This window comes from Pseudoalteromonas sp. TB41, from assembly GCF_000497975.1.
Lineage (GTDB): Bacteria > Pseudomonadota > Gammaproteobacteria > Enterobacterales > Alteromonadaceae > Pseudoalteromonas > Pseudoalteromonas tetraodonis.
On the sequence record NZ_AUTH01000012.1, the window covers coordinates 32,956 to 45,829 of the forward strand.

Sequence of the window (12,874 nt, forward strand, 5' to 3'; positions counted from 1 at the left end):
TTATACAAAAGAGGCGCCAAACGCTTATTATGCAAGCTCCAAGGCGCCTTCAGAAGTTTATAAATAGTGCTAAATTAGTCTGCGTTAGCCGCGGCTACTGCTGCTTCAACCCATTTATACCAATTTGAGGTTGTATCCTGGTCCGATACGGCACCGATGTAATTTACCGATTCAAAGAACGAATCTGTTGTACTTAAATCAGTGGCTGTAACGCTCACATCTGTAGAAGCCGTATTAGTAGCAAAACCATTAGCAGCAAGTACAGAGACATCATCTGTTAAAATTTCACTCGCACCGCCATTTTCAAACCATGCTGTTTTAGTTTGTCCTGCAAGCGGACCACCAGCAAAGGTATCTGTATTAGCGAAATTATTTGAACATGCCATTACTGAGCTAGTAAAAGAAATGTTATCGGCTTGCTTTTCACCATCACCCGAGAATTCGATACATTGTGTATTAACTGCGTTTTTCTTAACAATTAACGCGTTATAAATGCTTGAATTAAATTGATCATCAAACTTGTAGGCTTGTGAAGGGTCATCATCACGAACTGAATTGCCATCAGTTGTAACCACAGTCACATTAGCAACCATCGGGTTTGAAGGTGATACTTGAGCAGAAGATGAACCTTTAACGCCGTCAGACTCAAAACCATTATTACCCATATTAACCACAGAACCATCGTTAAGCGTTACCGTACCGTGTTGAACAAATAAGTACTGCGCCTTACCTTGCCAACCGGCATCAAAGTCAAACGAATCATCTTGAGTATCTGTTACTGCAATATGCTTAAGCGTGGTTGCACCACCAAAGATTTCAATACCGTCATCAAAGCCTTGGTGAATATGAATGTAATCAAACTCAGAGCCTGAACCAACAGCATTAAGTGTTAATGAATTTAAATCATCACCTTCACCACCTACGCGAGGGCCAGAGCCTGCATACCATACTTTAGCCCATTTAATATTACCGCTTGAATCGCTATTATCGTTACCACCAAAGTAGCTTGTTATACCTTCAGAGGCTACGTTACATGTACCGCCATCACGCTCTGCATCTGTACATTGGTCAGTAATACCTTGACCATTAATGATAATGCCCCCCCAGTCAGCATAACGTGCACCTTCACCAGCTGTATCAAAACGGTCAAAGGCATTAGCTGAGGTAAATACTACTGGCTTTTCTGCTGTACCCACGGCTTGAATTTTTGCACCACGTGCAATACGTAAAATCGCTTCACCTGATTGAAACGCAAGCGTTGCGCCAGGCTCTACAGTCATAGTTGGGCCATTAGTTGGAATAGAAAAGCCATCAACTGTGTTGCCATCTTCACCAATTTGCAGGGCATCAGCAAATACATGTACACCACCGCCAGGTAACTCTTTAAAAGTAATGTTGTTAGTAATTGAAATAGTTTTACTTGAAAATGAATCGTTGTATAAGCAATCTATACCACTGACCACGCCTGTTACCGTGCCTGCATCTGATTCATAGCTTGCACATACAGCCTCATCATCAGTTGTTGAACCGGTGTTGTTATTAGAATTATTAACACTGTTGTCTGTACTGGTGCTGTTATCATTAACGGTTGGTGTAATTTCTATATCACCACCACAACCAGCAAGTGTCATTGCTGTAGCCACTAAGCTGATTTTGAATAAGCCAGATAATTTCATTGTTCACTCCGTAAAAGTATTTAATTATTGTGTTAGCGCATTAAGTAATAACTTAAGTCACTTTAAGGCACGATACTCATGCATTAAGGTCACTTGAGTTATCGAATACGAAGTACAATACGGGAGTGATATGACAATGAAGTTACACTTTAATAAACATAAAATGACAATGTTAATTAATTAAAAATCAATTAGTTATTTTAAAAATGCAAGCAAAAAAACCACACTAACCGAATGTTAGTGTGGTTTGAGTAGTGCAATTATGAAATGGTTTTTAGTGCGTCAATTAAGAACTAATAATCGCACTATAAAAATTAAAGCAGTGCTGTTTTTAATGTTTGCGCATGCACTTTTTCGCGTTTTACATATTTGATCCATTGCTGGGCTAAACGTTGCGACTTTTTGTGCTTTTCGGCTTGTTCAAACGCAAGGATAGACGCATCAAAATTTTGTAAATTGTATTGCGCCATCCCTAAAGCAACAAACGCATTTGATTCAAAATCAAGGCCGCCTTTATCCAGTGCCATTCGCGCTGCATCGGCAGCTTCGTCATACTGCTCGGTGTTTACATACACTTCAGCTAAGCGCTGGTCGTATTTACCATGCTCTGAACGCTCTGCAGCTTTGGTAAAGTAACTAATCGACTTAGCATCTTCTTTAGCTTGTACCATGGCCTCGGCTACAAAGGCATAATTTTTAGCAGTTGGTTCAGCAATCCCCTGCTCTATTGCTTTACTCATTACACTGGCTGCTTTATAAGCAAGCTGATTATATAAATATACCTGCGCAAGCTGCCTTAGATCAGATTTAGAGGTTAAAAATCCTTGCTGGTAAGCAGCCTCTAAAACACTAAGCTGCTGTTTTTCTTGCCCAGTTTCACCATACATACCGGCTAATTGGACCCAATACTCAGGTTTATTGTAAAGCTTTACCATACGCTCAAGTACGCTCACTACTTTATCGGTTTGGTTAAGTGAGTAATACATAGCGCGTTGCAGTACCAGCCAGTTTTCTTTGGGTACTTTGCCTTCGCTATCACTTAAGTTAATGGCTTGGGTAATGTAACTTAGGCCTTGCTCATAGTCTTTTAATTGATAGTAGGTTTGCGCCCTTAATAAATAATAGGCGTCGGTTTTAGGCTTAGTGTTTATGGCGTCCCATTTGTCTAAAAATGCAATCACCTTTTTATAGTCACTGTTAGCCATAGCAAGCTGCGCAAGGCTGAATGTTGTGCTCAGGCGTAGTGTTTCTGGAATGCCATCTTCGGCAATCACTTTTTCAAATGAAGCAATCGCTTTTACAAGGTCGTTCTCATTGTAATAAATAAACCCATAAAAGTTATGCATCATCGCAATTTCATAAGAGTTCATACTTGATGAGCGCGCTTGTATGCTGTCAAGCGCAGCCAAGCCCGCTTTACTGTCGCCATCATCCGCTAGTTTTTGGGCGCGAGCCAATTGGCTGTATACTTTTTCACGAAGTGCGGGTACTCGTGTTGTTTTTTGCTGTTCAGCGGCCTGTACTGTCGCCAAATTTACACCCGGAAGTACACTTAATGCACTTGGTGTAACAATACTGGCACTGATTGCAACAGTGCACAGCATACTCAGCTTTAATAGCTTGGTTGTTAGTTTTAATTTCATAATTGCCTCACGTTCACTCTTTGCTTACTTAACAGAATTAACCATTAATTTGGAAAGAAATTTTATTTTGCACACCGGCTACTTCAACGGCTTCACCATTAACCACGCGCGGTTTATATTTAAATTTAAGGGCCGCATCCATCGCTGCTCTGTCAAATAATGACTCTGGCTCGGCTTTAATAACTTGCGGCTCTTTAACCGTGCCTTGCTTTGTCACTGTAAATTCAACAATGACATACCCTTCAATACCACGCGATAACGCACGCCTTGGGTAGACCGGTGCTACTTTTACTATGGGTAAATACTCACCATCACTGGTTTCTAACGCTAATCCACCCGCTAGATTTACATCCGCATCGACATTGGCAGCAAAATCAAAGTTGTTGCTGGCTGCGTTGTTATCGCTACTTTGCATTTGTGGCGATTCCATTGGCGGTGGTGGCTCTTTAGGCGTTGGCGGCTTTTGTGGTTTACGCTCCTTTTTTTGTACCGTTTCTTCTTTTTTCAAACGTACAAAATCTAACACATTCCCTTTGGCAGGCTCCGTCATGGCGCCTTCACCACCGGTGATCAATGCCTGCATACCTAAAAACAGCATAAAGGTCACCACACCCGCTATAATTAACGCAAGTACATAACGCATCACTCGTTACCCTTCTTGAGCCGCTATTGAAACATCAAATACACCCGCTGCACGCGAGGCATCCATGACTTTTATCAAGGTTTCTGTGGTGGCTTTTTTATCAGCCTGAATAACTACACTGCCTTGTGGATTTTCAGCTTTTAAGCGCTCAATGTTGGCTTGTACAGCGCGTACATCAATTTGACGTTTATTGATCCAAATTTCGCCTTGATCTGAAATGGCCACTAATATGTTAGCCCGCTCTTTTTTTACTGCGGTTGCCGCTTCTGGACGGTTTACATCAATACCCGCTTCTTTAACAAACGAGGCTGTCACGATAAAGAAAATAAGCATAATAAATACAACATCCAGCATAGGGGTCATGTTTATTTCTTCTGCTTCGTCTTCTTGGAATAAATTACCTAATGGGGCTCTCATGTTATTTCTCCTAGAATAAGCGGTAATTATGTTCACCGCTTTTCAATAATTATTTAGTGGTCTAACACCATAGTGTCTTGCAACAATTCAACTTCACGCTTTGCTTTTCGTTGTAAATAGGTTGAGGCAAACACCCCAGATAACGCACCGACCATTCCTGCCATTGTTGGTATGGTTGCTTTTGACACACCTGATGCCATAGAGCGTGCACTGCCTGTACCTGTAATGGCCATTACATCAAAGACTTCTATCATCCCTGTAACTGTGCCAAGCAACCCTAATAGTGGACACAGCGCCACCATTACATTAATCAGCGGTAAATTTGCGTTTAAACGCATGCTGGCGCGTGACACCATGGCTTGGCGTATTTGCTCTGCATTCCAGCTGTTGCGTTCACTTCGCGTTTTCCACGTATTTTTAACGTCTTTTTTGTAGTGCCGATAGCCATTAAAAAAGTACATAAATCGCTCGAGTATCAATAACCACATCGCGAAAATTAACACGGCAATGACCAAGAGCACTTGGCCACCCGTGTCGAGAAAATCACGGATAGCATTGATTGAATCAATCAATAGCACCATGGTTTAGGCTCCTTTCTCGCTTCGCTCGGCAATAATACCTGCACTTTGTTCTTGTAAAATAAGCAGTAAGCCTTTTGAGCGAGTATTCAATAAGGTGTATAAAAACACCGTTGGAATGGCAACCACAAGACCTAATACCGTAGTAACTAGGGCTTGCGAAATACCGCCCGCCATTAGTTTAGGGTCGCCAGTACCAAATAAAGTAATTGCTTGGAAGGTATTAATCATCCCGGTTACCGTACCGAGCAAGCCAAGTAATGGCGCTACCACAGAGATAATTTTAATAAGCGTTAAATTACGGGTGATTTTTGGCATTTCGCGTAAAATGGCTTCGCTTAACTTAAGTTCAAGCGTGTCGTAGGCCACATTTGGGTATTGATCTTTCACTTTCATGACGCGCCCTAACGGGTTGTCATCACGGGGTGTATCGTCTTTTAATTGACGACGGATTTTTCCACCCATCAGCATGAGCGATACAAAACGCTCTAGCGCAATTAATAACGCTAATAAACCAACGCCTAAAATAACGTAACCGACCGCACCACCTTGGTGAACTTGCTCGCTGGTATCAGGGGCTTGTACTAACAAACCTAAAATTGAGCCGCCTGTTGGGTCAAGCGCAAACGGTACAACACCCGTGTTTGCTTGCTGCAAATCAGCCGCAGTCGCAGTAAAGCGGCTACTTGGTTGGCGAGTAAGCTGGCTAATGGTATTGGTGGCCGGTGTATACTCTAAGTACTGACCGTCACTAATAAGGTTAAATGCACCCACACGTACCACTTCTTTTTGTACTTTATTGCCACCGTCAACAATTACATCAGTATTGAAGCGGCTTACTTTTCCTTGTTCGGTCATTTCGCGTTGTAGCTCAAACCAAACCTTTTCTATATCTTCAATAGACGCAAGCTTTGAAGTTGAACCCATTTTTTGCGCCAATTCGTCCATAAAAGTACTACGCCCAGGTAACTGTGCCGATACCACAGAGGTAGCAAACTTGTTACTTGAATCGCCAGCGACTTGTTGTAGCACACCAAATAGCTCTTTTAATGAACCCATACGCTTTGATAAGGTATCAGTTAGATTAGCCAATTTAATTTCGTTTTCTTCAAATTGCGTCTCTAAACGCTCTGACTCGCTAAGCATTTGGTTACGTTTAGCTTGGGTGTTTTTAAGCATTTGCACTTGTTCATTTTGGCGTGCTGCAAATTCTTGTTCACGTTGTTTATTTTGCTCTGATTGCGCTGATTTACCCTGCTCTAAGGTTTTTAATAAGGCATCTAAATTCATCGGCTCAGCGGCAATGCTGGTGCCCACAAAGCTTAAACTGGCTGCAAACACGGCCATTTTTGTCATTTTCGTTAATAATTTCATGGTAAACCTCTTATTCTGCAGCGTGAATTGGCAGTGTTAACATATCGGGGGCTAGTTGTTTGCGAGCAATGCGAAGCCCTTTATTAATTTGGCTAATGGTTGAATCAGGCAGTGCAACAAACGACTGTGACTGTTGATCCCAACTACCTGCTTGTTTGCCATCGCGGGTAAGGTAAATGAGTTCTAAACGGCCAATGCGCAGAAAGTCAACTTCACGTTCTTTATTGTCCACATCAAGCAATGCGGTATACGCTTCAATAGTGCGTCCGTAGTCAACCTCAACTTGATAAGCCTCTAAAACACGACGAAATTTTTCACTTGATGAAATATCAGCGCGTTCCATCATTGCATTTAATGATTCAAGGCGCTGCTTACGCTCTTGCTTTAAAAACGGCACATCTAAGGCAACAAACTGTTCAAGCCCGGTGATCATACGAAGCATTAAAGGGGTTATTTGGCGTTCAATTATCGATACTTGATCCATCGATAAATTAATCGACTCCATCTCTTCTATTTGATTATTTAACTGTTTGGTAAGCTGTGCGTTATAAACGGCTAGGCCATCTATTTCTTTATTTAGGGTTTTAAATTGCTGTAAACGCCCTTGCATTGAATCTGCAATCTTGTCTATTTTTGTTTGTGATTGCGCAGCTAAATTATTAATTTCGCTGCTTTTATCAATTACCGTGTTTAAATCATTGGCGTGGACTGCTGCACTTGCGGCTACAATACCAGCTAAAATTAATGGTTTAACGCCTTTCATCGTATACACCTTTGCTCGTTAATTAGCGGATTTGCTAGTGTTTATTAATCGCTTTAGCTCGTTTATAAAAAACAATTTAAAGCGAGATAGTTTCAATGAGCGAAAGTGTATAGATTAAAAATGACAAGCGTGTTGCGTAAAAAAGTCGCTTTTATGACAACGGTAATAAATTAGCCTTATTGGCCTATTTTACAATTCAGGGATGAAAATAGTGGGATTAAGTTTACAGGTAGGATTGTATTTCAATCAGGGTTTGTCGCCAATCTGTGTAGTTAATAGCAATAGGGTAAGCGCGATTGTTATGTATTAATACTAACGACGGAAAACCTTGAATAGGTAAACTGCGAACATAATTAAGCTCATCATCAAAGCGACGCTTAAGCTCATTAGAGTGAAGTAACTGTGCAAATAAACGGGCGTCTAAACCAATTATTTCGCTCAGTTTAATTAAAACCGCTTCATCCGATGGGTTTTGTGCCTGTAAATAATATGCCTGCTGTATTGCCGCTATCATCTGTGGTTCTTTGTTGAAGCTGCGAGCAATTAAAGCGGCCCTGCAAGAGGGATAGGTAGAACGGCGAGGTTGGCAGTCTCGCCAAAAATCAAAATTAAACTCTGTGCCTAACTGGCTGCTAATTTTTTGCCATATGGCTTGTAGTTGCAACTGCATATCCTGACTCATTGGCAAGTCAGTATCTGCAGCTAAACCACCCACTCTGTACTCAATGGGAAGTTTGTTTGCTAAGGCAGCCTCAAGCGCATGCCAAGTCGGTGCATAACCCCAGCACCAGCTACACATAGGGTCGTGTACATATATTAATTTACTCTGAGGCGTGTTGATCATGTACAGATACCACCTTATTTCTACCTTGCGCCTTAGCGCTGTATAAATACTGATCCGCTTGCTTTAACGCATTATTATAATCATCTACACTGTTAGCCTGAGCAATACCCATACTACACGTTAATGATACTCGCTGATGTTTGTCGGTTAGCATCACATGGTTTTGCACACATTCTCTAAAACGGTTGGCCAAAATGCTGGCCTCAAGGGTTGTTTGTTGCGGTAAAATAACCACAAACTCTTCGCCGCCATAACGTGCTTTAAGCGCTGTTGCAGGAAACTGAGACTCTAATAACTTAGTAAATTCAATTAAAACCGTATCACCAAAATCATGCCCGTAGCTGTCGTTTAATTGTTTAAACTTATCTAAATCAATGAGTAAAATAGACAGCGGCAAATAATGTTCTGGCCTTGAAGCAGCGAGCTTTAAAAAATGTGAGGTAATAAAACGACGATTAGGCGCCCCGGTAAGCTGATCGGTATGAGCATGCTGTTTTTGCTCTAAGGTGATATCAGCAATTGCTAAATGACTGCGGTGACGAAAATATTCACCTATAAACGAAAACACTAACACCAGCGAAAATGCAGCAACAAAACGGGTCTTTTCTACCGCGCCATAAATAACTTGCCCCATATCAGGGCCATACAACATAACAATACAGCTCAATAACATGGCACTGCTTAACCAGGCGCCAAACTTCACACCCAGTATGGCAAATGCAGCAACGGGATAAAACATTAGCCAATATAAAGCAGTGTTTTCTTTACCGCCGGTGTATACCAAAGCTAAGCACATCACAAATACAATCACTAAAGTGATGAGGGCGATTGCATCAATCTGCTTTGTTTTCATAAAATAAATAATACACCCTACAATCGTTACGTTAACCACAATTAACGCAATAGTAAGGATTGGTGCATACACGTGATGATTGGCAATTACTAAATAGGTAATTAACACCAAGGCAATCGCTATCATGGTAAATAACGAAAATACTTGGCGTTGTTTATCAAAGCTATAAACGCTGTCAATATTGATTAAATTGAGCCAGCTTGGCTTATTTATTTTTGTTTTACTGATCATACTTTGAATTTTTTAACCATGCGCTCTAAGTCACTAAATTGATGCTTAAGTTTGGTACACTCTTCCAAAGTAAGATTTAGGTTTGATTGGCCTTGAATCGATAAGTCGCTGATAACGTGAATATCGCTATGTAATGACTTAACCACTTGGTTTTGCTCATCCGTAGCATTAGCGACACTATGATTGGCGTCGGTTATTTGCTTAATCGCACTAATTATTTGTTTCATTACATCGCCAACCGCATCCGCTTGCTGAACACTTTTTTCACTTTCTTCTAAACTGGTTTTCATAAGCTCAACGGCAGAGCTTGAACCTTTTTGTAATTCAATGACGGTGTTTTCTATTTCTTGGGTTGATTGCTGAGTACGCTGTGCTAGTTGCCTTACTTCATCGGCAACAACCGCAAATCCTCTTCCCGCTTCACCAGCACGAGCCGCTTCTATCGCCGCATTTAAAGCCAGCAAATTGGTTTGCTCACTCACCCCTTTTATTACTGCCAGTACATTTCCTATATTAGCGGTATGCGAGTCTAAACTATTTATGGTTTCTTGCGCTTGCTCTATATTTTGTGACAGTTGATGAATACTTGAAACGTTGTTTGTGAGGGTCTGTTGATTCTTAGCACAGTATTGATCTGCATCTTTGGCAAGCGTCGAGGCATTACTGGCGCTGGTTGAAATTTCTGTTGAGGTGGCTGAAAACTGGTTGATTGCCGATGCCACACTATTGGTGCGCTCACTTTGGTCGTCATACATAGTTAATGTTGAGTCTGTCTGCGTAACCAATTTAGCAACTGCCGTTTCCAGTAACTGCGTTGAAGATTTAACCTGAATTATTGAATTTTGGATTTTTTCTATAAAAATATTAAACGAATTGCTCAATTGACCAAATTCGTCATCATTTTCTACGCTTAACCGACAGGTTAAATCGCCCTCACCCTGCGCTATATCTCTAATGGCATCATTGAGACGATACATAGGGCGCATCAAATAACGCAGTAAAAATTCCAGTGACGCAACAATCACTAAAATACCAATAATTAAAAATACAATTGCCTTTTGCCCAAACGAAGAAACACTTGAATACGCTTTATCTTTATTGACTACTACACCTAAATACCAATCAACGTTTTCAATACCACGAATTTTAGTAAAGGATACCAGCGAGGTTTCACCTGCTACTTGATACTCGGTGAATTCTCTTGCTAACGGTGCATTTTTACCAATTAAGTCAGCGACTGTTTTTGAATTTAATTTACTATCAGGGTGACTTAATATTTGCCCTTTATTATCAAGCAAAAAACCATAACCGAGTCCTAAAAAATCAATATCTCCAATAATTTCAGCGATGGTTTGCATATCAATATCTGCCCCCGCTACCCCTTTAAATTGACCATTACTATTAATAGGGGCAACGGCTGAAATTGTCAGTTCGTTGGTCGTTACATCGATATAAGGCGTTGTAAAAGCCGTTGTTGTTTTATTTTCTACTAATTTATACCAAGGGCGACTTGTCGCATCAAAATCGCTGGGGAGTACAACACTTTGATCATTTAAAATAAATGTACCCGATGATTTACCTATGTAGGTATTTTTAAAATCCCCCGCAAGCTCAGCGGTATTTAATTGCGAAAGCGTTAAAGACTTGGCATCGTCATCTTGGTATGTTTTTGCGATAGAGATCACAATCGCTAATTTATTATTTAGCCAGCTTGCAATATTTTTAGAGACAGACTCAGAGTTTTGCTCTAGTACTAGCGATAACTGCTCTTGAGTTTGATGCCGCATTGAAAAATAATTATTTATGGTGAAAACACCTAGCACTAAAACTAACACTAATGATGCAGCAATGGTGATTTTGGAGGTGAATTTAAGCGAGCTAAACATAAGTACCTTAAGTATTAATCATTATTATCAGAGTCTTTTTAACAAATTTTTAACTGAATGTCTTAGCAAATATGACTTCAATGAAATTAAAGAACAAAAATAATAATAAATAACTAGTTCTTTCAAGGATGACTTTGCCACAGTGCGTTAAATTTATAGGCTAGCAGAGCCCAGATAAATAAGTGTTTAAAAGCACTATGGGGATAAATTTTATCCCCATAGTAACGCTTTACCTAAATTATTCATCTTGTTGGCACTGGCTTGTGATCGGTAATTGCCGAAGTACCTTCATCTGTGGATCAACAATAATATGATCAACAGGTTTAGCTTTAATGGTAATGACTCCTTCAATTGGTATATAAACTTGAAGCTGGCCATTAATTGAAATGGGTACTGGCATTTTAAAAGGCGTCGCATCTTTTTCACTTTTGCTCCAATATAAATTGGCCACGTTATTTTGACGTTCCATGGTTAGTGTTGGCAATGCAGCTTGTTTTAAATACACATCAAATAGCCAGTTATAGTCTTTTTTTGTAATGCGATTAACAATATCAATAAACTGTTGCGTGTTGCGATATCGCGATTGAATTGGGTAACTGAGACTTTGCGTGTCGCTACTCCCGTAGATTAACTCGCGTGTTGCTTGCCAAAATAACTCATCACCAATTAACCAACGCAAAGTGTGTAATGTCCAGCCTCCTTTACCATAAATATCTGAGTTAAAAGCTTCTTTTGAGCTTAACTCACCCTCTTTAACAATAGGTTGGCAGTTTTTTATCCCTAAATAGGCTTTATACATTGCATGGTTATAAGCGGCCTCACCAAAGGTATATAAACTGTAAGACGGTTGCATGTAAAAGCCAAAACCTTCATGTAACCACGCATCATTCAATTGCTCGTGTGTCATTAAATTACCAAACCACTCATGCGCTAATTCATGCTGAATAAGCCAATCATAACCACTAGGGTCGCGAGTGTACCCTTTGCCATAAGCATTTATCGTTTGATGTTCCATGCCTAAATGAGGCGTTTCTACAAAGCCAAGTTTTTGTTGCCCCCATGGATATGGACCTAACACAGATTCAAAAAATGCCATTTGTTGATAAACATCGTTGGTGAGCAAATTACTGGCTTTTTGCCTATTTTCAGGTAACACCCAAAATTCCACAGGAATGTCAGTACCATTTATACTGGTATATTGCTGTTGAACACGCTCAAATGGGCCAATATTCAGCGCAATGTTGTAATCACTCGCAGGCTCAGATAAAAACCAATCAAACTCGGTAGTCTTGTTTTGTAATACAGTTATATTTTTTAGTACCCCGTTACTGGCAACATACAATCCAGTGGGTACCGTTACACGTATACGCATACTATCGGCTTTGTCACTAAAGTGATCTTTACAAGGCCAAAATAAATCACAGCCCTCACCTTGCACCGCTGTTGCTATCCAAGGTTTACCATCGTTTGTTTCACTAAATACAAAACCACCACTCCATGGAGGGTTAAGCGCAATATGTGGCTTGCCTGAATAGTTAATGGCAACTTCAACCACTTCTCCAGGGTACTTTTTTTCATATAAGTTAATCGTGATCACACCATGAGAATGGAGAAATTCGGCTTTCTTATCAGCCACTGTTACTGTGTTTATACTAAAGCGACTATCGAGTTTTAGTTCAATTTGCTGAGTTTCTTTAACGACCCGAAATACTGTTTTCCCTGTGCCGGCTATCTGCTTTTCTTCTGGAAAAACGGCTAACTTAAGATCATAGAAAATAACATCGGTTGATTGAGCCACGCTAGATAATGGTTGACCAGTATTAGCAACGAGGGGATCTAATTTTGCAGGTTTGCTGGTGCAGGCACTGAGTATATATATCAATGTAACAACCAAGTAACACCTAATCACATGGTGCAAGAACAACATAAATAATAAGCTCTTATAATTATAATTTTTTAATATAAT

General features: G+C 40.3%; 11 protein-coding genes. All 11 read right to left on the reverse strand.

Annotation, left to right across the window (positions count from 1 at the left end; translation table 11 throughout):
• Positions 1-74: 74 nt before the first annotated feature.
• Positions 75-1,676, reverse strand: coding sequence for a hypothetical protein (locus L641_RS0102350; protein ID WP_024601016.1), 1,602 nt, complete (start codon positions 1,674-1,676; stop codon positions 75-77).
• Positions 1,677-1,990: 314 nt separating this feature from the next.
• On the reverse strand, positions 1,991-3,319 hold the full coding sequence (locus L641_RS0102355; protein ID WP_024601017.1) for a tetratricopeptide repeat protein: 1,329 nt from the start codon (positions 3,317-3,319) through the stop codon (positions 1,991-1,993).
• A 37-nt stretch (positions 3,320-3,356) separates the two neighbouring features.
• Positions 3,357-3,962 (reverse strand): energy transducer TonB, encoded by a 606-nt coding sequence (locus tag L641_RS0102360; RefSeq protein ID WP_008111498.1) that lies wholly within the window; start codon positions 3,960-3,962, stop codon positions 3,357-3,359.
• Positions 3,963-3,968: 6 nt separating this feature from the next.
• The gene (locus L641_RS0102365) at positions 3,969-4,379 is read right to left on the reverse strand and encodes a biopolymer transporter ExbD (protein WP_008111500.1); all 411 of its coding nucleotides are present in this window, start codon (positions 4,377-4,379) and stop codon (positions 3,969-3,971) included.
• Between the two features lie 53 nt (positions 4,380-4,432).
• Positions 4,433-4,960 carry a MotA/TolQ/ExbB proton channel family protein gene (locus tag L641_RS0102370; RefSeq protein ID WP_008111501.1) on the reverse strand — a complete coding sequence of 176 codons (528 nt, stop codon included), beginning with the start codon at positions 4,958-4,960 and terminating at the stop codon, positions 4,433-4,435.
• A 3-nt stretch (positions 4,961-4,963) separates the two neighbouring features.
• Complete coding sequence (locus L641_RS0102375) at positions 4,964-6,331, reverse strand: MotA/TolQ/ExbB proton channel family protein (RefSeq protein ID WP_013463327.1); 1,368 nt, start codon at positions 6,329-6,331, stop codon at positions 4,964-4,966.
• Positions 6,332-6,341: 10 nt separating this feature from the next.
• Positions 6,342-7,094: a DUF3450 domain-containing protein gene (locus tag L641_RS0102380; RefSeq protein ID WP_013463326.1), complete on the reverse strand. Its 753-nt coding sequence runs from the start codon at positions 7,092-7,094 to the stop codon at positions 6,342-6,344.
• A gap of 223 nt (positions 7,095-7,317) precedes the next feature.
• The gene (locus tag L641_RS0102385) at positions 7,318-7,938 is read right to left on the reverse strand and encodes a DsbA family protein (RefSeq protein WP_013463325.1); all 621 of its coding nucleotides are present in this window, start codon (positions 7,936-7,938) and stop codon (positions 7,318-7,320) included.
• On the reverse strand, positions 7,916-9,022 hold the full coding sequence (locus tag L641_RS0102390) for a diguanylate cyclase (RefSeq protein ID WP_013463324.1): 1,107 nt from the start codon (positions 9,020-9,022) through the stop codon (positions 7,916-7,918). Before L641_RS0102390 ends, L641_RS0102385 begins: the two co-directional genes overlap by 23 nt.
• Positions 9,019-10,908 (reverse strand): methyl-accepting chemotaxis protein, encoded by a 1,890-nt coding sequence (locus L641_RS0102395; protein ID WP_016900175.1) that lies wholly within the window; start codon positions 10,906-10,908, stop codon positions 9,019-9,021. The genes L641_RS0102390 and L641_RS0102395 overlap by 4 nt, the downstream gene beginning before the upstream one ends.
• A 238-nt stretch (positions 10,909-11,146) precedes the next feature.
• Positions 11,147-12,874 (reverse strand): M1 family metallopeptidase (locus L641_RS0102400; protein WP_343223204.1); only part of this gene is annotated, 1,728 nt, incomplete at its 5' end.

Bases quoted from the DNA above. Each gene is read 5' to 3' on its own strand.
- L641_RS0102350 (WP_024601016.1), bottom strand. From the start codon at position 1,676: ATGAAATTATCTGGCTTATTCAAAATCAGCTTAGTGGCTACAGCAATG.
- L641_RS0102355 (WP_024601017.1), bottom strand. From the start codon at position 3,319: ATGAAATTAAAACTAACAACCAAGCTATTAAAGCTGAGTATGCTGTGC.
- L641_RS0102360 (WP_008111498.1), bottom strand. From the start codon at position 3,962: ATGCGTTATGTACTTGCGTTAATTATAGCGGGTGTGGTGACCTTTATG.
- L641_RS0102365 (WP_008111500.1), bottom strand. From the start codon at position 4,379: ATGAGAGCCCCATTAGGTAATTTATTCCAAGAAGACGAAGCAGAAGAA.
- L641_RS0102370 (WP_008111501.1), bottom strand. From the start codon at position 4,960: ATGGTGCTATTGATTGATTCAATCAATGCTATCCGTGATTTTCTCGAC.
- L641_RS0102375 (WP_013463327.1), bottom strand. From the start codon at position 6,331: ATGAAATTATTAACGAAAATGACAAAAATGGCCGTGTTTGCAGCCAGT.
- L641_RS0102380 (WP_013463326.1), bottom strand. From the start codon at position 7,094: ATGAAAGGCGTTAAACCATTAATTTTAGCTGGTATTGTAGCCGCAAGT.
- L641_RS0102385 (WP_013463325.1), bottom strand. From the start codon at position 7,938: ATGATCAACACGCCTCAGAGTAAATTAATATATGTACACGACCCTATG.
- L641_RS0102390 (WP_013463324.1), bottom strand. From the start codon at position 9,022: ATGATCAGTAAAACAAAAATAAATAAGCCAAGCTGGCTCAATTTAATC.
- L641_RS0102395 (WP_016900175.1), bottom strand. From the start codon at position 10,908: ATGTTTAGCTCGCTTAAATTCACCTCCAAAATCACCATTGCTGCATCA.